Consider the following 19,504-nt stretch of genomic DNA (forward strand, 5'->3'; position numbering starts at 1 on the left):
CAAGCTTCCAGCGATTCTAAATTCCGGGTGAACTATCCCCACAACAGGAGTGACAACTATGCCGAGCTTTGACATCGTTTTCAAAGTTGACCTGCAGGAAGTTGACAATGCCGTCAACCAGACCCGTAAAGAAGTGAATCAACGCTTTGACTTCAAGGGCACACATAACGAGATCAACCTGGAAACCGACAGCATCCTGGTCCTTGGCGCCGATGATTACAAGCTGACTGCTGTGGTTGATATTTTGCGCGGCAAACTGGCCAAACGCAGTGTCTCCCCCACTTGCCTTGATTTCGGCACAAAGGAGCCGGCGTCACACGGTGCCGTGCGCCAGCGGATCAGTCTTCTCCAGGGGATCGACAAGGAGCGCGGTAAAGAGATCGTCAAAGCGATCAAGGAGAGCAAGCTGAAAGTTCAGGCACAGATCTTGGAAGACCAGGTGCGTGTAAACAGCAAAAAGATTGATGATCTGCAGAGCGTGATTCAGCTGCTCAAAGGAAAAGACTTCGGAATAGACTTGCAGTTTATTAATATGAGGAGCTAAAGACGATTATTAGCTATAGGCGGCAAGCTGCAAGATTACAGGCTTTGAGGTCTTATAGCTTACAGCTTACAACCGCCTTTTGAAAAGCTTCAACAACGACAGGAATGTCCTCGGCATCAATATCGTGATGCGTGACCAGTCGTAGTTGTCCATACCCGCCAACCAAAATGCCACGCTCTTTCAGAGTCTCGACAAGCCGGGGCTGCGTCTCACGATCCGATGTCACGAAAACCATGTTGGTTTCAACTGTATCCAGCTCAACATCCAACCCATCAATAGTCGAGAGTCCCTCAGCGAGAGCCCTGGCGTTGTGATGATCTTCAGCCAGACGCACAACATGGTGCTGCAGGGCATAAACGCCCGCAGCCGCCAGAATCCCCGCCTGACGCATGCCGCCACCGGCCATCTTACGCCAGCGGTGCGCTCTTTCAATCAGCTCATGCGATCCAACCAGTACTGAACCAACAGGCGTACCGAGCCCTTTCGAGAGGCAGAAGGAGACAGAATCATAATGACGTGTAATCTCAGATATAGGCACCTGCTGCTTAACGGCGGCATTAAAGACACGTGCACCATCAAGGTGCAGCTTTAAATCCTTTTCACGGCCAAAAGCTGCCGCTTCAGCTTGATAATCGAGCGACAGAACCTTGCCTGACTGGGTGTTCTCCAGACAGAGCAAACGCGTGATGGCAAAGTGGCTGTCATCGGGCTTGATCATCTCCGCAACTTTATACAGGTCAAGCCTGCCATCCACCTCGAAATCAATCGGCTGAGGCTGCACCCCGCCAAAGACCGCCGCACCACCACCTTCGTAACGATAACAATGGGCCTGCTGGCCGGCAATAAACTCTTCACCACGCTGACAGTGCGAGAGGATCGCCAGTAAATTACTCTGGGTACCCGTTGGTACGAACAGGCCGGCCTCCTTGCCAGAAATCTCTGCAGCCAGTTTCTGAAGCCGGTTGACCGTCGGGTCCTCACCGTAGACGTCGTCGCCAACTTCTGCATCGAGCATAGCCTGCCGCATCGCCTCGGTCGGCTTGGTCACCGTATCACTACGTAAATCAATTGTTTTCATAGCACTCTCTCCTGACCGGGTTTACTTCGCGCACAAGATAGCATATTAGAAAAGCAAGTGATAAGGCTATAAGGTTTTAATACCATGCCCTACCTAGACACGAGGCCCTAGCCTCCAGCCTCCGCTCTTCCGGTTGACACAATCGTGCCAAAAGTGGCACAATCCCGTACCGTTCTCGACAGACAAGGAGCTTTATGGATCCGATCATTACCGTCAAGGAAAACTGTCGTAAATGCTACGCCTGTGTCCGCAACTGCCCGGTCAAAGCGATCCGCGTCGACCAGAACTACGCCGAGGTCATCAGTGGTCGCTGCATAGGCTGCGGCAACTGCGTGAAAATCTGCTCGCAGAAAGCCAAAGTCATCGCCGACCATATCGGGGAATGCAAAAAGCTCCTCGAAGGCGAAAATAAACCGATCGCCATCATTGGGTGTTCACACCCAGCATTCTTCAACGACGTCAACACAGGCCAACTGGTCACAGGTCTGCGCCGAATCGGCTTTTCCGAAGTCCATGAGGGCGCCGCCGGCATCGATCTGCTACGTGACAGCTACCGTAACAAGGTCGAAAAGAACCCTGATTTCCCGCTGATAACAACTCACTGCCCAACAGTTGTTGACCTGATCGAACGGCACTACCCGCAACTCCTGAAAAACCTGATCGGCATCGTTTCGCCGATGGTGGCGATCGGACGCTTCATCAAAAGCCGCAGGCCTAAAGAGACACCGATCGTCTACATCAGTTCCTGCATCGCAGGGAAATTCGAGATAACAGCCGAAGAGACCGGGGGCGCCATCGACTGCGTCATCTCCTACCAGGAACTCAGCCAAATGTTTCAGGCTCGCAACCTCAACCTGAAACGTCTTGGTGAAATGGCTATGGATGGAATCGAGCCCAGGCGTGGCCACCTCTTTGCCATTTCAGGAGGACCATTCAAATCGTTCGGCATATCAAGCGAAGTCACCGACAAAGACTACATAGAGACCGAGGGGGAAGAGAACACCATGGAGGTGATTAAGGACCTTGCCGCCGGCAGGATCTCCCCCAAAGTTGTCGATATCCGGTTCTGCAACGGCGGCTGCATCGGAGGACCCGGCAAGAACAACCGCCTGACGACCTTCTCCAAACGGAACCTGATTATCGATCAGCACCTTAACAAGAACCTGTACTACAAAACCAAGTCGATCTATCTGGCCGACATTCCATTACCTGCTTTTTTTAGAACTTTCTCCAATAAACATGAACGACAAAAAGCCCCGAGCAGTGAACGCTTACGCCAGATCCTTCAGTCAACCGACAAGTATGACACCAAGGATGAACTGAATTGCGGCGCCTGCGGCTACTCCACATGCCGCGAGCATGCGGTAGCCGTTTATCGTGACCTCGCAGAGGGGAATATGTGCCTCCCTCACTCGATCAAACGTCTTGAAGAGGATCACATCAAGCTCACCCAGAAGTATGAACTGGCCAAACACGCCCTCAATCAGGAATTCGGCGACACAATGATTGTCGGCAACGACCAGCGGACCAGAGAAGTTATCAAACTGATTCACCAGGTCGGTCCGACACCGACGACAGTTTTGATTCGCGGTGAAAGCGGAACCGGCAAAGAACTCACTGCGCGCGCCATCCACGCCCAGAGCAAGCGCGCCGACAAAACCCTGGTGACTGTTAACTGTACGACCCTGACAGACAGTCTCCTGGAGAGTGAACTTTTCGGCCACAAAAAAGGCGCATTTACAGGCGCACTTGCCGAGAAACGCGGCCTTTTTGAATCAGCGGATGGTGGCACCATTTTCCTGGATGAGGTCGGCGACATCACCCCTAAACTTCAGGCGGAACTCCTGCGTGTACTCGATATCGGCGAGATCAGGCCTGTTGGAAGCAATACCGCAACCAAGGTCCATGTACGCCTGATCGCGGCAACGAACCGCAACCTCGAGCAAGGGATCGCTGAAGGCTGGTTCCGTGAAGATCTTTTCTACAGGCTGAATGTCTTCACGATTACCATGCCACCGTTACGTAACCGCCTCGACTCTCTCGACGAGCTGCTACAAACTTTTATTGCCAAGGCCAGCACGCGCGTCAATAAGACATTGATCGGCATCGAAGACCGGGCGATTTACGCCATGCATCAATACCACTGGCCAGGCAATATCCGGGAGCTACAGAACATTATCGAGCGTGCAGCAGTTCTGACTCACGATGAGGTCATCAGGCTTGAGAACCTGCCTGTGATTTTTGGTGAACTGGTCTTTCAGTCACCTGACGAGACCAGCCAGGACAGCCTGCGCAGCCAGCGGCAAAAGCATGTGAACCAGGTGGAAAGAAACCTTTTGACGCGATACTTGCGCGAAACGGATGGCAACACCTCGGCAGCAGCCCGACTTGCCGGAATTCCGCGAAGAACCTTCTACAGGATGCTCAGCCGCAACGGGCTCAACGGGTCTGATTTCAAATCACCACAAAAATGAGAAGCCTCTAAGACAAAACTTGTCATATTTATAAATCTCACTGTGCCACTTCCGGCACAGCGAAATGGCACGGCATTGTGGCGTTTTCCCTGCAGACAAATCATTGTTGTGCCAAATTAGGCACAACAATTCAAAACAACCCAACCTTAAAACAATTCCTGAAAACCCGGCAAAGCCTCTGGAGAAGGTACTTTACAATATTCGTCAAGAACCTCATGCTGTTGGCATAATAGTTGCTCTATATAACAACAACTGTCTAGGGACATCAGTTTCCATTCCTAAAAAGGATTCCTGTTCCCTTGTTTACGCCGCCACGGGACCTCTCTCCCCCGGGCGGCGTTTTTTTATCTACCAGGACCGATCCAAATCCCAGTTGACAAGAGAAGAGACAGCCCCCTTAAAGAGACACCCTGAAATCTTCTCAATTTTTTAGTTCGCCAAAACATCAATCGTCAGCTATCATGCTGTTATAACTATCATCTAACACAGACAACAAATGCCACGTACAGCTAAATCAAAAATTGGCGTCACCACTCTTGAAGATATCAGCGCGCTGATTCTGCAGTCGCACGATCTCGACGAGACACTGCGGAACATAGTCAATCTCGTAGCGCGACGCATGCATACAGACGTCTGCTCGATCTACCTCCTTGACGAAGACAATGAAACCCTGCGCCTGCAGGCATCGAAAGGTCTTTCACGTAAAGCTGTCGGTAAAGTCACCCTGCGTATCGGCGAAGGCCTGACCGGCATGGCCGCGCAAAAGCGCCATGCAATAGCCATAGAAGAACCTCAAGACCATCCCAGTTACCGTTACTTCAAAGAGACTGGTGAAGAGAAATTTCACTCATTTCTTGGCATTCCGCTCTTCGATCGCAACAATCCTCTCGGGGTTATCGTTTTACAGACCAAGACCTCACGGCAGTTCAGCAAAGAAGAAATAAGCGCACTCTCGACTATCGCTTTCCAGATTACTTCTATTGTCGTCAACGCCCGCCTGCTAGACTCAATCCGCCTGCACCAGGAAGAAAGCCAGCGAGTCAGTGAAGCACTCGCCATGGCTCAACAGGGCATCACGGACGTTGAGCAAGCAACTGAAGACTCCCGCCAGAATACGCTTTCTGGTGTTGTCGCCTACCCAGGAGTTGCAATCGGTCCGGCGGCGATCCTCGAGGAGCGTCTCGGCTTTGCCGACATCCTGCACGAGGAGCAGATCGACATTGCAAACGAGTTGAAAAAACTCGAAAGCGCCCTGGAGAAGACCTGCATCCAGACCATCTTCCTGGAAAAACGCGTCGCTGAGCGGCTCAGTGAAAATGACGCAGCAATTTTTCACACACACCTGATGATTCTTGAAGATCGAAGTTTTATCAGGAAGCTTCAAAAGCAGATATCAAACGGACACAGCGCCGCATATGCTCTTGAAAAAACCGTTGCCGACTACATCGAAGTCTTCCATAACATGCAAGACCCGTATCTTCGTGAACGCGCAACTGACATGGAAGATATAGGTCGACGCATTCTCGCTAACCTGGTCGGAGAAGCCACTGATCAGGTTCTGCACCTGAAGCACCCGAGCATTCTGGTTGCCCGGCAGATTCTCCCCTCCGACATGGCTGCTCTCGACAACGAGCAGATCCTCGCCATTGTCACCGAAGTCGGAGAGAAGAACGCTCACGCCATAATCATGGCGAAGTCAATGGGGATACCAGCCATTGTAGACGTGCGTGGTGCTCTCAAGAACATTGCCCCCGAAGACAGCTTGATCGTTGATGGCAATACCGGCCGGATTTACATCAACCCCCTTGAGACGGTCAAGGACGAGTACCATCGGCTTCAGGTTGACCAGACGCGCGAGCTCTGCCGCCTTGAACAGTATCGCGACGAACCGGCAATGACTGCTGACGGCCATCGCATTACCCTGCGTGCAAACATCGGATTGGTCAGCGACATTAATGTTGCCATGCGCTTCGGTGCCGAGGGCGTCGGTCTCTATCGTACAGAATTCCCCTATATGGCCCGCGGCGATTTTCCCAGCAGAGAGGATCAATACGAGCTTTACAGCCACGTGGTCAAAGCCTTTGCCGGCGAGACAGTCACCATCCGGACTCTGGATATCGGGGGAGACAAAGGTCTCCCTTACTTCAGCCCACCCAAGGAGGACAACCCCTTCATGGGCTGGCGCTCGGTCCGTGTCTCCCTCGACAACCGGGATATTTTCCAAACCCAGATCGAAGCGATTCTCATGGCAGGATGCCACGGCCAGGTCAAACTGCTCTTCCCGATGATTTCGAGTATGGATGAAACGATTGCATGCCTTGAAGTGATCAAGGAGGCCCGCGCCAATCTAACGAAAGAGGGCATTGAGTTTGCGGACAATGTTCCTGTCGGCGTCATGATCGAAGTTCCTGCAGCCGTCAGGCTTGTCCCTCGACTTGCCAACAAAGTAGACTTCTTTGCCCTCGGCACCAATGACCTTGTGCAATACCTGCTGGCGACCGATCGCAACAACCCTTTGGTCAGCAAGCACTATGACCCGCTCCATCCTGCCGTTTTACAAGTTCTTTACGAAGTCACCGACACAGCCCTTTCTATGGGAAAAGGCGTCAGCCTCTGTGGCGAGATGGCAACCGATCCGCTTACCCTTCTGTTACTGCTCGGCATGGGGCTTCGTGAATTCTCCATGCCCGCACCTTTCATTCCACGCACCAAAGCCTTTCTCAAAGGGGTTTCACTGGCAACCGCCTGCAAGTGCTACACGGAAATTCATCGCATGGACAGCAGCACGGAGATTCGTGCGCACCTTGCTGAGATTCTTGAGGAAATTGAGCTGGGGTATTAGACTGGGGACTGGGGACTGGGGACTGGGGACTGGGGACGCAACCACTCAGTTTAACTCATTAAATAACTGTACCATTGCTAATCATCTTTCTACTATCAATCCACGGACAGTTCACATAGAACAGCCCCCTAGCATCCAACAAAAAAGGCGACAGATCCCACATCTGTCGCCCCTTACGTTCTATAGCTCTTTTCCTATTTCAAAGCCTGAATCTTGCCCAGACTTTCCTGAAGCACGCCAATCTTCTCCTCGGCATCCTTCAATTTACCGCGATCCTTCTCCAGGACATGAGCTGGAGCATTGGCAACGAACTTTTCATTGGCAAGCTTCCGGGTAAAGAGGTCGACATCTTTTTGCACCTTAGCGATCTCTTTCTGCAGTCGCTTCTCCTCTTCGGCAATATCCACCAGCCCTGCTAAAGGAAGTGAGATTTCGACCTCTCCAGCAACCTGGGTCGCCGACTGTTCAGGCCGATCAAGACTCTGTCCGATGGTCATTTCACCAATCTTGCCGAGAACGCGGATGGCTGCGGCGCCTTCCTCAAGGATTCTGCATGCCTCTTCTGACTTGCAGTCGAGCAGTGCAGTAACCTGTTTCCCGGGAGGAACGTCCATCTCGCCACGGATGTTACGGATGGCACGGATAACATCCATGACCAACTCCATGCGCTCGGCACCAACACTATCGGTCGGCAGACCGCTGCCATCAGGGTAATCCGCCTGCATGATCGATGCGCAGGGACGCTGCCCGGGCAGCACCTGCCAGATCTCTTCGGTTATAAACGGCATAATTGGATGCAACAGACGCAACAGTTGCTCAAGTACCGTAAAGAGGACGCTCTGCACACGTAACTTAGCCTGCGGATCATCTCCGTAGAGGTCGTCCTTGGCCATCTCTATGTACCAATCACAGAAGTTATGCCAGGTAAATGCGTAGAGTGTGCTGGCGGCTTCATTGAACTTGTAATCATCAAGCGCGCTGTTGGTCTGACGACTCGCCTCTTCCAGTCGCGTCAGGATCCAACGATCGGCATCGGAAAGTTCATGAGCGTTGAGGTCAATGTCGGAGGGGTCAAAACCTTCCAGGTTCATCAAGGTAAAGCGACTGGCATTCCAGAGTTTGTTACAGAAGTTGCGATAGCCACCGATACGATCAGTGGAGAGCTTGACGTCACGCCCCATGGCAGCAAATGAGGTCAGGGTGAAGCGGAAAGCATCGGCGCCAAACTCATCGACAATATGCAAGGGATCGATAACGTTGCCCTTACTCTTGCTCATCTTCTGTCCCTGAGCATCACGCACCAGGGCATGGATATAGACATCCTTGAAGGGAACCTGGCCCATGAACTTGTGACCCATCATCATCATGCGGGCAACCCAGAAGAAGAGGATGTCAAAGCCTGTAACCAGACAGGAGGTCGGGTAGAACTTGTTGAGCGTCTCGGTCTGCTCGGGCCAACCCATGGTCGAGAAAGGCCAGAGAGCGGAAGAGAACCAGGTATCCAGAACATCTGTATCCTGACGGATATCGGTACTGCCGCAATGAGCACAGACCGTCGCATCTTCGCGGGTGACGGTCAACTCTTCGCAGGCATCGCAGTACCAGACCGGGATACGGTGCCCCCACCAGATCTGGCGACTGACACACCAATCCTGCAGGTTGAACATCCACTCGAAATAGGTTTTCTCCCATTGTTGTGGAATAATCCGGGTATCGCCCTGCTGTACCGCCTTGATCGCTTCTTCAGCCAGTGGACCGACCTTGACGTACCATTGTAAAGACAGGTAAGGCTCTATAACGGTTTTACAGCGGTAACATTCACCAACAGAGTTGGAATAGTCATCAATCTTCTCGAGCAGATCCAGGTTTTCCAGATCGGCGACTACGTTGGCACGCGCCTCGTAACGTTCCTGCCCTTGGTAGAGACCGCCATTTTCGTTAATAACACCCGATTCATCAAGAATGTTGATCTGCGCCAGGTCGTGACGCTTGCCAAGCTCGAAGTCGTTGAAATCGTGAGCCGGGGTAATCTTCACCGCGCCGCTGCCAAAATCCTTGTCCACATAATCATCGGCAACAATAGGGATCTCACGATTCATCAGCGGTAGGAGCACTTTTTTGCCGATCAGGTCCTGATAGCGCTCATCTTCCGGATGCACCGCAACAGCGGCATCACCGAGCATTGTCTCCGGACGGGTCGTCGCGACCACCAGATGACGGTCGGTACCTAGCACCGGGTAGCGCAAATGCCAGAGATGACCCTTCTTGTCTTCGTGCTCTACTTCGAGATCGGACAAGGCAGTGTGACATCGGGGACACCAGTTGATCAGGCGATTAGCCCGGTAGATCAGGTCATCTTCATACAGCCGAACAAAAACTTCACGAACGGCCGTAGAGAGACCTTCGTCCATGGTAAAACGCTCGCGCCCCCAATCACAGGAAGCTCCCAATCGTTTCAGCTGCTCAATGATCTGGCCTCCAGACTCTTCACGCCACTTCCAGACCCGGTCGATAAACTCTTCTCGACCGATCGCATGACGATCAAGGCCTTCGATAGCGAGCTGTCTCTCAACCACATTCTGGGTTGCGATACCGGCGTGATCGGTGCCCGGCATCCAGAGGACCTCGTAGCCACACATTCGCTTCCAGCGAGCCAGAATATCCTGCAACGTATTGTTAAGAGCGTGCCCCATATGCAACACACCGGTCACGTTCGGCGGCGGAATTACGATTGAGTAATGAGGCTTTGCAGATTTCTCGTCAGCACAAAAGCGGCCATCGTCTTCCCACTTTTTGTACCACTTGCGTTCAACATCATGCGGCTCGTAGCCTTTGTTCAACTTCTCTTCCATCAGTGTCGCATCCTTCCAACATGGCGAATTCGGCGTTTTTCTCTGCAGCCGACAAAAGGAAATGGGGATTTTAGCAATCCCCATTTCACACGTCAATCTATTGTCTGCCAGTTACTGTCAGGCGGCAGTGTCTTTGATCTTGCGTATCTCTTCACGGATCAGGTTTTCGGCAAGATCTGGGACAACTTCCCAGGCAACCCGCTCCAGAATTGATCCAGCCAGTTTTTCCACGACCTTGGTGACAACCTTTTCGATAATCTCTTCGATTTCGTCTTCACCCATCGCAGAAGCTTTCGCTTCTACATCCACAGCAGAGACTGCGGCAGCAACAGGAGCAGCGTCCTCGATGACAACTTCAGGAGCTTCTTCGACTGGGGCAGACTCCACCACAGGCGCTTTAAAGACCGGAGCAGCGGCAATCACAGGCTCATCAACAAAGACGTCGACTTCTTCCGCTTCTGGAGTCGCACTCACTTCAGGGGACACTGCGATCGGTTCCGCTGCTGCAAAAACATCTTCATCTTCAATAGCAGCCACTTCAGCAACAGGCTCCGCAAAGACATCTTCAGCCACTTCGTCACGCGACCAAGCCGCAAGAGTCTGCTCTGGCATCGCCGGCTCGAGGTCTTCCTCGCCCAGGATATCATCATCTCCCAGAGGCATGATCTCGTCCTCGTCCATATCAAAAACATCGAGGTCGGCACTAACCGTCGGCAGCTCTTCCACTTCACCAAAGTCTGCAACCGGAAGTTCTTCTATTTCCTCAAACTCTGTAACCGGTAGAGGTTCTTCATCGGCGAAAGCAAAGTCATCTTCGACGGCTGCAACCGGCTCATCTGCAATAAAGGCTTCTGCGGCAACTGGCGCCGATTCCGTTTCGGTGGCAACCTCACTCCAATCATCTGCAACAGCAGGCTCGGACTCTACGGCAGGCGTCTCTTCCTCGAAAGAGATATCTCCAAAAGGATCCTCGGACGCAGCACTCTCTACCGGTTCGGCGGTAGCGACTTCATCAAAAGCAGCAAGAGGCTTCTCTTCTATGGCAAAGGCCTCAACCGCAGCAAGTTCCGATTCGACGGTGGGGACTGGTACAACAAAGGGCTCCGGCTCAGCCAAAGTTGCTGATTCAACCACGGCAGCGGCGCTGAGCAACTCAGCGACCTTATCAATCAGGCTTTGTGACTCAAAAGGTTTTTCAATCCAGGCGTCCGCTTTGCAACTGCGAGCTTTATCCTCGTCAAACGGCTCAAACGAACCGGCCAGGAGCAAAACAGGAACATGCTGAAGGGAAGGATCCTGTTTGATCGCCGTGGTCAGTTCATAACCATTCTTTCCCGGCATGTAGACGTCGCTCATAATTAAATCTGGCTTGAGCTCCTGAGCTTTAGCCAACGCGGCATCACCATTATCGGTGATAGTAAGCTCATAGTCCTCATGCGCAAAAGTAATCTGGATGACTTTTTGAATTGTTATACTGTCGTCGGCCAACAGCAGTTTCTTGCTCATGCCAACCTCCTTGAGACCTTCAGTCCACAAAGCGTAAAATCCGGATCCTCGACAACATGGTTCAGATCCAGAAAACGATATTCACAATTGTTGATTTGACACGTATCTTGATGAGAATCGAATCCGGGGATAGCGTCGGAATCAACTTCTTCGTTTGTCGTTATTCTGACACTTAAACTGAGCAGAAGGCTTCACGCCGGTGACGTGATCTACCTTTACAGCCCAGGAAAAATCCGAACCCGCAAAAACCAGCAACTGACTCTCAACATTAGAATCCGGCTCCGGGGGTTCAAAAAGTGACATCAGGTTAGAGACTGCGAAATCCGTCTCACGGTCAACCATAAATCCGGTCTGCAAGGGTGAGTCAGGCCTCTCTAGCGCAGCCAATGCATCCTCACCTTCACCACGGATTGCCAGCAAATTAGCAACCGGCATCACAAAGCCAATATCGTTCGCGTGAAAAACGATACGCAACGGGTCAGCATCAACCATGTTTTTCTCCGTTTACCGGAACTGCCAAATAGCTGTAAAGGCGCTGAAAAACTACCATATTGACTTCTCAGGTGTCAAGCCTCGCGGCAACTCTGCAAGCTTTTGGCACCACCCCACTAAACTGCTTTCCAAGGTTGCGGGAAAAACAGCTTCTGATAAAGGTTCATGGCGTATCGGTCCGTCATCCCGGCCAGAAAATCTGCGACCGCAATTTCGTCGCTCTCGCACCCTTCACCACGGCCACCGTAATCGTTCAATTCCCCCGGTCTTTCCATAAAATAAACAAAGAGTTCGCGTAGGACTCGACTCGCTTTTCTAAATTCGTCCTCTATGGCACCAGCCATGTAAACATTCTCATGTAACCAGTCCCGCAGAGCAGACACCTGCTCCGCGACCGAGACAGAAAGCAACACAATTTCATAGCTCCCATTCATCGTTGTTTCGATCAGGTCGGTGACCATAGTGTTCAGCCTTTGCGAACTGTTCTCGCCGAGAGCTTCACGTAAATTCTGAGGGACGTCCTCATGGCGAATCAAGCCACCACGGATCGCATCATCAAGATCGTGGTTAACATAAGCGATTACATCGGAAAGTCTCACCAACTGGCCCTCGAGTGTTTTCGGAAGATCTTCAGCTCGACGTCCGAGTAAAGCACCGCGCCCCTTGGAATGCTTGAGGATGCCGTCAACAACTTCCCTGGTAAGGTTGAGACCCGCTCCATTCTTCTCCAGTTTCTCTACGACTCTTAAGCTCTGATTGACATGATGAAAACCTCCAGGCAGAAGATCAGCAAGGACACGCTCACCGGCATGGCCGAAGGGCGTATGGCCGAGGTCATGACCCAGGGCAATCGCTTCGGTGAGGTCTTCATTCAAGCGCAAGGCTCTAGCCATAGTCCTGGCGATCTGGCTGACTTCAAGGGTATGAGTCAATCGGGTCCGGTAATGATCACCTTCCGGAGAGAGAAAAACTTGCGTCTTATACTTCAGACGACGGAAAGCTTTACAATGCAGAATTCGATCTCTATCAACCTGAAAGACGGTTCTTACCGGGCACGCATCTTCAGGCAACCGTCGACCTTTTGAAGAACGACTGTGGCAGGCAGATTCGCAGAGGACATTGGATTCGGTCGTTTCAATAACCTCTCTGACAATCATGTTTCTCCGTCTTTCGTATTAGCTGCTTACTGAAAGGATAGATTTATTAACAAGCGGAACACTTACTAACAAACAGGTTACATCATATTCATCTAATAAAATCACAAAAAAAACAAAGATCTACCCTTTTGATCTTGATTATACAAATAAAGGCTGTATTACTAAAGGTTCATTTAAACAACAAACAATAGAGGCAAATTATTAATCAACAACGGAGGACATGATGGCAACAATTCTTGAAATGGCGGCTGATATCGTAGCAGCCCATGCATCAACAACTAACATGACAAAAGAAGAACTTGTTTCTGAGTTGAATGATATTTACAACGCTCTTAACAGCCTGGAAAAAGGCGAAGCTATCACTGAGGCCACTGAAGACGAACCAGGTCCGGCAGTGACCCGCAAAAAAGCTTTTGGCAAAGACAAAATCTATTGCATGATCTGCGGCAAAGGCATGAAAACTCTCTCTCGCCATCTCAAGACATCTCACGACATGACAGCATCGGAGTATCGCAAGCAGTTTGACATTCCACGATCACAGTCTCTCGCGGCGAAAAGCTACTCGGAAAAGCGGCGTCAGATGGCAATAGACCGCGGCCTCGGCGAGAAGCTCGCCAAAGCAAGGGCAGAAAGAATCAAGGGAAAAGGGAAGAAAAAAAGCTGATGTTTTCTGGGGGCACTAGGGCTTGGATCTTGTGCCCCCAGGATTATGAGGCCGCTAAGAATTGAGACACATCCTACACCTTTAAACCTTCACTCCCCCGAGCAAAGGATCCGAAGATAACTCCAGTCTGACCTGTAGTACTTCGACCCTTTCAGCAACGTCCTGCGTAGAAATAGCAATAGAGAATTTTCTCCTTTGCTCAAAATGACGGATACGATAAATTAATCAGCATCTTAATGGAAGCGACCTGTTTAAAACTATAAGGCCGCGTGAAGCCGGTGCTTAACCTATTAATACACAGGCTATAAATGAAGAACATTCTCGTTGCAGATAATCGCCCCGAACTTTTGGCAACCCTTGAGCCAATACTCAAGCACTGGGGCTACCGTGTCTTATCTACCAGCAAAGCTGATCAGGTCATGCCTTTCATCAAGGAGAGCAGCCCAAGTCTTTTGATCATGGGTGAAGCTTTTTTTGCCGCTAAAGACTTGTCACTTGATAAAAAGACAACCGAAAGCATCAAGACAGGAGAACTGCCAACGATAGCCCTTAAACAGGAGGGCGCAGAAAAACCAGAGATAACCCCGAGTTCTATCATCGAGGTCCCGTTTGAGCTTTTTGACTTATTTGCCTTTATTCAACGGCAAGTAGAAAATCATCCGAGACAGAACCTTCGACTTCGCCTCAAACTGCCGGGAATGTACAGTGTCGGGGATGACCAATTCCTCCTCGCTGACGTCCTCAGCCTCAGCATGCAAGGCCTCTTTTTCAAGGCCACTTCAAAGTTGAACAAAGGGGACCGAATCACGGTGGTCTTCCCGTTGTTCGGCCAATGCAAAGAAATTGAAGTCCAGGCATCGGTTCTTTACACTATTCAGCCAGAAGCCGAAAACAATTTCTTTCAGGGATTCGGCGTCGGTTTCGATGACATTCCGGAAGAACTCGCGGAACAGTTACAGATTTACATCAGGGAGCATTTCCTCAGAGAGATCTCAGCAAGCAACGATGGTGTCGGTGGTTTTACTGCAGAACAACTGCAGAACTGACTCAGGCAGGCAAGTCCAGAAGGTCGAGAAAACTTTCACCCGTGGTAATAGTTCCAGAATCAAAATATGCCGCCAACGTCGCCCCCGCATCAGCGAAGGACGGGCGGTCTCCCAAAGCGACTCCCGTTGCCATCGATTTTGACCAAACCAACAGCGGCACATACTCTCGCGTATGATCCGAGCCTTCAGTCGTTGGATCACAGCCATGATCTGCGCAGATGACCAGTAGATCGTCATCACGCATTTGCTCATAGAGCTCTGGCAACCAGGCATCAAATTCCTCAAGAGCCCGGCCAAAACCAACAGCATCCCTGCGATGCCCGTAACACATGTCGAAATCGATCAGGTTGACGACCAGCAAGCCTTCGTCGAGGGCCGCCAAAGCTGTAACTGTTTTGCTCATACCATCGACATTGTCAAGGGTCGCGACACTCGTCGAGATCCCCCGCCCAGCAAACAAATCATCGATTTTACCGACTGCAGAGACGACAATCTTTTGCTCAAACAATTGTTCGAGAAGGGTTTTCTGCGGAGGTGGTTTTGCAAAATCCTTACGCCGTGGAGTGCGACGAAAGCCCTCTTCTTCACTTCCCTCGAAGGGTCGGGCAATAACACGGGCGATATCGTATTCATCAGCAAGCCGACGAGCCTCCGCGCAGAGATGGTATAACTGATGTGGCGGCAAAACATCTTCGTGAGCAGCGACCTGTAAAACGGAATCAACGCTGGTATAGAGGATCGGACGTCCGGTCCTGAGATGTTCAGCCCCGTACTCCCTGAGAACTGAAATCCCTCCCGCGGGCACATTACCAAGGGGCTGCATACCACTGATTGTCGCAAAGGCATCGACAAGCTCGTCGGGGAAGCCTTGAGGATAAGTGGCAAAAGGCTTATCTACGACGACGCCGGAAAGCTCCCAGTGTCCAACAATACTGTCTTTCCCGGCAGAACGTTCAGCGAGCCGACCGTAAGCCCCACATGGGGAGGCTAAAGGCGGAACACCTGTTATTTCGGCCAAAGAGCCTAAACCGAGCCGTTGAAGGTTCGGTAAATTCAAACCACCGCAGGCCATCGCGACGTGGGGCAAGGTTGCCGCCTCTTCATCGCCATAAAGCTTGGCATCGGGCAAGGCTTCGAGGCCAACACCGTCAAGCACAATCCAGACAGCACGTTTCCCGGAGTTGGGCATCACCAACCCGCCTCTTCCTGCCATTCGCGCATAATGACTACCCCGGCGCTTGTGCCGATCCGTTCAGCACCAGCCGCAATCATATCCCGGCAACTGGCCCAGTCACGAACACCTCCGGCAGCCTTGACCTGAATCCTGCCTGCGCTGCACTCTGCAAGCAGCTTGACATCCTCAAGGGTCGCCCCAGAAGCAGCAAACCCGGTCGAAGTCTTGACATAACCGGCGCCACTTTCAACAATAATATCAACAAGCTTGCTCTTTTCAGAGTTGTCGAGGAGACAGCATTCGATAATCACCTTAACAACAGCGTTCTCGGCAGCTGCAACCACTCGGCGGATGTCATCGCCAACAAGGGTAAAATCTGCGTTACGCACAGAACCGAGGTTGATGACCATATCGACCTCAGAGGCGCCTGCAGAAACTGCCTGACGGGCTTCAAAAGCCTTGGTTTCAGTCGTCTGGTAACCGAGCGGAAACCCGACCACCGTGCAGACAGCGACCCCGGACCCGTACAAAAGTTGGCTCGCCTGGGGCACATAAGATGGCGGGACACAGACCGATGCGAAGCCGTGTTCGACAGCCTCTTCACAAAGGTTGGCAATATCCGCACCGGAAGCGTCGGACTTCAACAGCGTGTGGTCTATATGTTTCGCAGGAGAGTTCATTAAATTAATTCAGCAGCGACTAAAAAGCTTGCAGCTGCAATTTTTCAGGTGCGGTAGTCCGCGTTAATCTTAATGTAGTCATAAGTCAAGTCAGACGTATAGTAATAAGCACTTCCTTCACCCAGGCCGAGTTCAACAGTCACTGTAAACTCAGGGTTCTTCAGAACTTCGCTCGCCATTGCTTCCTGGGCAGAGTCAAGACCAAGGCCGTTGCTAACCATAGCGACATCGTCAAACGAGATGTTCACCTTGTCCGGGTCCACATCGGCGCCAGAGTAACCGACGGCAGCAATAATCCTGCCCCAGTTGGCATCCTCGCCGAAGAAAGCAGTTTTGACCAGCTGTGAGGTGGCAATCGAGCGAGCAGCAGCCAGGGCATCGGCGTCATTTGCGGCTCCATTAATCTGGATACGCACCAGCTTGGTCGAACCTTCGCCGTCACGGACGATCATCTTCGCCAGTTCAAGCATAATCTCATTCAGGGCAGCACAGAACTGCCCTAGAGCAGCTGAGCCCTCACTGATCTCCTGGTTTTCGGCATCACCACTGGCGAGCAACAAGACCATGTCGTTTGTAGAAGTATCCCGATCAACAGTAATCCGGTTAAACGAAGCGTTAACCGACTGCCGCAACGCCGCCTCCAGCAACCCTTCAGCCAGAACCGCATCAGTCACAACGAAAGCGAGCATGGTCGCCATGTCGGGGTGGATCATCCCCGCACCTTTGGCGAGACCAAGCAAACGAACCTCCTGCCCGTCGATGTTGATTGTTCGGCCACACATCTTCGGAAATGCATCAGTTGTCATCATCGCTTTTGCCACACCATCAAACTGATCGTGACTCAACATTCTGCATAAACTCGGCACATGCTCCTCAAAACAGTGCATCGGTAACGGCACACCGATCACTCCCGTTGAAGAGACAGCAACCAACTCAGGAGCCAAATCAAGGGTTTCTGCAACCAGGTCGCCACAGCGGCGGGCATCCCGAAGCCCCTGGTTTCCGGTGCAGGCGTTGGCGTTACCGCTATTGACCAGGATGGCCTGGCAAAGTCCCTGGCTCATCCGGGACTCGGTAATCCTGACGGGCGCCGCAACAACTTTATTGGTCGTAAAAACCCCGGCACATTCGACCGGCTTGTCAGCACAAATCAGGGCAAGATCCAGCTTCCCGGACTTTTTGATTCCTGAGCTGTAAGCTGCCGCCTTGAATCCCTTCGGAACTGCAAATGCAGATTCAGCCATTATTCAACTCCATTCTGGTTGGCAAAAGAAGACCGATTGAAGTCCCTTCTTCGTCGTTAGGTTCAAGAAAAATATCGCCCTTCATCTGACGCAAAATAGCACGGCAGGTCGCAAGGCCGACACCGATTCCGCTCGGTTTACCAGTATCAAGTTCTCCGAGCTGCGAATATTCCTGGAAGATATCTTCTGCATTCTCTCTTGGGACAGTTTTCCCCTGGTTGCTAATCTGGACATAAACAGTCGGTTCACCGTGCAACGTCAGATTTCCTGCCGTAACTGAAAGACGCCCACCCTGTCGATTGAACTTGACAGCATTATCAACGAGAGCATCAAACAACAGTTCCAGTTTATCCTGATCAGCCCAGACCGACTGGAGGTCTTCGGGAAAATCCACGTGCAAGTTGAGATTCATTTCTTGGATTCTGACATCATGGTTTTCAAGCACCCGACTGAGAGCTTCAGGAAGTGAGGCAACCTGCCAATCCCAGTTTTCACTTCCCGAATCGAGAGAAAACAACCGTAACAGTCCTGTCAGAAGATGCTCCAGGTGCTTCCCTTCCGAATAGATACTGGCAATATATTCACGCAACTTCGGGGTTTCAATCTGGTCAAAATAGTTAAGCAGCAAGTCCGAGAAACCAAGCACCGACGTCAAGGGTGTTTTTAACTCATGTGACAGGTTACAAACGAAGCGGGTTCGATCCTGATGCAGCCTCATGAGACTCTCATGGGCTTGCTCAAGTTCGGCATTTTTCCCATGCAAATGCCCAACAAGCTTCATGTTTTCGATCGCCAGAGCGGCCTGATGAGCGATGGTCTGCAACAGCTCCTGGTCGATACCGGTAAAAGCTTCCCTGTTACGTTTGTTGTTAACATTAAGCACACCCACAATACGTTGCTGGTATTGGATCGGTACGGACAGTAGCGACCCGGTTCGATAGCGGACAACGCCGTCACGTGGAGGAAAACGACCGTCTGTGGATAAATCGTCAATCAGGACCGCCTCACCATACAACAGGACATGACCCGAGACACCTTCTCCCGGAGCGATCATAACCTTATGACGCATATCATCCGGCAATCCACATGCTGAGCGGATCGTCAGAATGTTCTCTTCATCAACAAGCATCAGCGAGACAATCTCAACATCAAGAGCGCCCTGAATCAGGTCGACAACTCGATCGAGCAGCTTCTGCAAATCTTCTGTGCTGCTCGTTGTCTCTCCAATCGCTTTGAGGAGGATCAGATCATCGAGAGAGCGGTTGGCTTCCTGCTGAGTCCTCGCAAACTGAGCTTCGGCCTGCTCTCGGCTCTGTAAATTTTCTCTGCAGGCAATCAGGGCCTCTTTATCGAGAGGACGGACGAGAACATCATCAGCACCTACGCGGAATGCGGACAGGCCTAAAGAAAAATCCTCTTCAGGAAGAATGGCGACCAATGGAAGGTGCGGGTGAACACGACGGATTTGCGACAGGACATTAAGGGCTGAGCAATCCTTACCCGATAGATCGCTGAAGACAATCTGGATTTTATCCCGTGAGATCTGATCAGCGACACCTTGGGTTTCATCCAAAGTGCGCTTAAACGACTCTGCAGCAGGCCAGGCGAGACGAGCCTCGTCCAAGCTCCCGGGGGCTGTCTCCAGAAGCAGTAGTCTCCAACAGGTTTCTACGTCAGCCCCCTTGACCACGTCGTCTCTCCCAAGCATCAAATAATTGATCGAGTGATTAAACCTTCATAACAAAAACAAA

14 protein-coding genes are annotated in these 19,504 nt (G+C 51.5%); 5 read left to right on the forward strand and 9 right to left on the reverse strand.

The window, feature by feature from the left end; translation table 11 throughout:
• Positions 1 to 58 precede the first annotated feature (58 nt).
• Positions 59 to 544 carry a YajQ family cyclic di-GMP-binding protein gene (locus P9J64_15930; GenBank protein MDG5469812.1) on the forward strand — a complete coding sequence of 162 codons (486 nt, stop codon included), beginning with the start codon at positions 59 to 61 and terminating at the stop codon, positions 542 to 544.
• 52 nt (positions 545 to 596) lie between these two features.
• On the opposite strand, the gene ltaE is transcribed toward P9J64_15930, so the two are convergent.
• The gene (gene ltaE, locus P9J64_15935; GenBank protein ID MDG5469813.1) at positions 597 to 1,622 is read right to left on the reverse strand and encodes a low-specificity L-threonine aldolase; all 1,026 of its coding nucleotides are present in this window, start codon (positions 1,620 to 1,622) and stop codon (positions 597 to 599) included.
• 194 nt (positions 1,623 to 1,816) lie between these two features.
• Between ltaE and P9J64_15940 the strand changes: the two genes are divergently transcribed.
• The gene (locus tag P9J64_15940; protein MDG5469814.1) at positions 1,817 to 4,096 is read left to right on the forward strand and encodes a sigma 54-interacting transcriptional regulator; all 2,280 of its coding nucleotides are present in this window, start codon (positions 1,817 to 1,819) and stop codon (positions 4,094 to 4,096) included.
• 496 nt (positions 4,097 to 4,592) lie between these two features.
• Entirely contained in the window at positions 4,593 to 6,938 is a 2,346-nt protein-coding gene (ptsP, locus tag P9J64_15945) for a phosphoenolpyruvate--protein phosphotransferase (GenBank protein ID MDG5469815.1), read from the forward strand.
• A 194-nt stretch (positions 6,939 to 7,132) separates the two neighbouring features.
• Here the strand turns inward: ptsP and P9J64_15950 are convergent, their stop codons facing one another.
• The 4 genes from P9J64_15950 to P9J64_15965 form a co-directional block, all read right to left on the reverse strand.
• Positions 7,133 to 9,793, reverse strand: a complete 2,661-nt coding sequence (locus P9J64_15950) for a valine--tRNA ligase (GenBank protein ID MDG5469816.1) — start codon at positions 9,791 to 9,793, stop codon at positions 7,133 to 7,135.
• Between the two features lie 114 nt (positions 9,794 to 9,907).
• Positions 9,908 to 11,296, reverse strand: coding sequence for a response regulator (locus P9J64_15955; GenBank protein MDG5469817.1), 1,389 nt, complete (start codon positions 11,294 to 11,296; stop codon positions 9,908 to 9,910).
• Between the two features lie 141 nt (positions 11,297 to 11,437).
• Complete coding sequence (locus P9J64_15960) at positions 11,438 to 11,788, reverse strand: hypothetical protein (protein ID MDG5469818.1); 351 nt, start codon at positions 11,786 to 11,788, stop codon at positions 11,438 to 11,440.
• A 116-nt stretch (positions 11,789 to 11,904) separates the two neighbouring features.
• Positions 11,905 to 12,945, reverse strand: coding sequence for a deoxyguanosinetriphosphate triphosphohydrolase (locus P9J64_15965; GenBank protein MDG5469819.1), 1,041 nt, complete (start codon positions 12,943 to 12,945; stop codon positions 11,905 to 11,907).
• A gap of 220 nt (positions 12,946 to 13,165) precedes the next feature.
• Here P9J64_15965 and P9J64_15970 point away from each other — a divergent pair, with 220 nt between their 5' ends.
• Positions 13,166 to 13,609 carry a MucR family transcriptional regulator gene (locus P9J64_15970; protein ID MDG5469820.1) on the forward strand — a complete coding sequence of 148 codons (444 nt, stop codon included), beginning with the start codon at positions 13,166 to 13,168 and terminating at the stop codon, positions 13,607 to 13,609.
• 308 nt (positions 13,610 to 13,917) lie between these two features.
• Positions 13,918 to 14,655 (forward strand): PilZ domain-containing protein, encoded by a 738-nt coding sequence (locus P9J64_15975; GenBank protein ID MDG5469821.1) that lies wholly within the window; start codon positions 13,918 to 13,920, stop codon positions 14,653 to 14,655.
• Position 14,656: 1 nt separating this feature from the next.
• Here the strand turns inward: P9J64_15975 and P9J64_15980 are convergent, their stop codons facing one another.
• From P9J64_15980 to P9J64_15995, 4 genes are read right to left on the reverse strand one after another with little or no spacing between them, the layout of a single operon-like run.
• Entirely contained in the window at positions 14,657 to 15,844 is a 1,188-nt protein-coding gene (locus tag P9J64_15980; protein ID MDG5469822.1) for a phosphopentomutase, read from the reverse strand.
• Positions 15,844 to 16,509: a deoxyribose-phosphate aldolase gene (gene deoC / locus P9J64_15985; protein MDG5469823.1), complete on the reverse strand. Its 666-nt coding sequence runs from the start codon at positions 16,507 to 16,509 to the stop codon at positions 15,844 to 15,846. The genes P9J64_15980 and deoC overlap by 1 nt, the downstream gene beginning before the upstream one ends.
• Positions 16,510 to 16,553: 44 nt before the next feature.
• Entirely contained in the window at positions 16,554 to 17,753 is a 1,200-nt protein-coding gene (argJ, locus tag P9J64_15990) for a bifunctional glutamate N-acetyltransferase/amino-acid acetyltransferase ArgJ (protein ID MDG5469824.1), read from the reverse strand.
• On the reverse strand, positions 17,746 to 19,443 hold the full coding sequence (locus P9J64_15995; GenBank protein ID MDG5469825.1) for a GAF domain-containing protein: 1,698 nt from the start codon (positions 19,441 to 19,443) through the stop codon (positions 17,746 to 17,748). Before P9J64_15995 ends, argJ begins: the two co-directional genes overlap by 8 nt.
• Between the last annotated feature and the right edge of the window lie 61 nt (positions 19,444 to 19,504).

Source organism: Deltaproteobacteria bacterium IMCC39524 (assembly GCA_029667085.1).
GTDB lineage: Bacteria > Desulfobacterota > Desulfuromonadia > Desulfuromonadales > BM103 > M0040.

What these genes read in the sequence shown, in the direction of transcription:
- ptsP (MDG5469815.1), top strand. Translation starts at nt 4,593, where the DNA reads ATGCCACGTACAGCTAAATCAAAAATTGGCGTCACCACTCTTGAAGAT.
- P9J64_15965 (MDG5469819.1), bottom strand. Translation starts at nt 12,945, where the DNA reads ATGATTGTCAGAGAGGTTATTGAAACGACCGAATCCAATGTCCTCTGC.
- P9J64_15970 (MDG5469820.1), top strand. Translation starts at nt 13,166, where the DNA reads ATGATGGCAACAATTCTTGAAATGGCGGCTGATATCGTAGCAGCCCAT.
- P9J64_15955 (MDG5469817.1), bottom strand. Translation starts at nt 11,296, where the DNA reads ATGAGCAAGAAACTGCTGTTGGCCGACGACAGTATAACAATTCAAAAA.
- deoC (MDG5469823.1), bottom strand. Translation starts at nt 16,509, where the DNA reads ATGAACTCTCCTGCGAAACATATAGACCACACGCTGTTGAAGTCCGAC.
- P9J64_15940 (MDG5469814.1), top strand. Translation starts at nt 1,817, where the DNA reads ATGGATCCGATCATTACCGTCAAGGAAAACTGTCGTAAATGCTACGCC.
- argJ (MDG5469824.1), bottom strand. Translation starts at nt 17,753, where the DNA reads ATGGCTGAATCTGCATTTGCAGTTCCGAAGGGATTCAAGGCGGCAGCT.
- P9J64_15960 (MDG5469818.1), bottom strand. Translation starts at nt 11,788, where the DNA reads ATGGTTGATGCTGACCCGTTGCGTATCGTTTTTCACGCGAACGATATT.
- P9J64_15930 (MDG5469812.1), top strand. Translation starts at nt 59, where the DNA reads ATGCCGAGCTTTGACATCGTTTTCAAAGTTGACCTGCAGGAAGTTGAC.
- ltaE (MDG5469813.1), bottom strand. Translation starts at nt 1,622, where the DNA reads ATGAAAACAATTGATTTACGTAGTGATACGGTGACCAAGCCGACCGAG.
- P9J64_15975 (MDG5469821.1), top strand. Translation starts at nt 13,918, where the DNA reads ATGAAGAACATTCTCGTTGCAGATAATCGCCCCGAACTTTTGGCAACC.
- P9J64_15980 (MDG5469822.1), bottom strand. Translation starts at nt 15,844, where the DNA reads ATGCCCAACTCCGGGAAACGTGCTGTCTGGATTGTGCTTGACGGTGTT.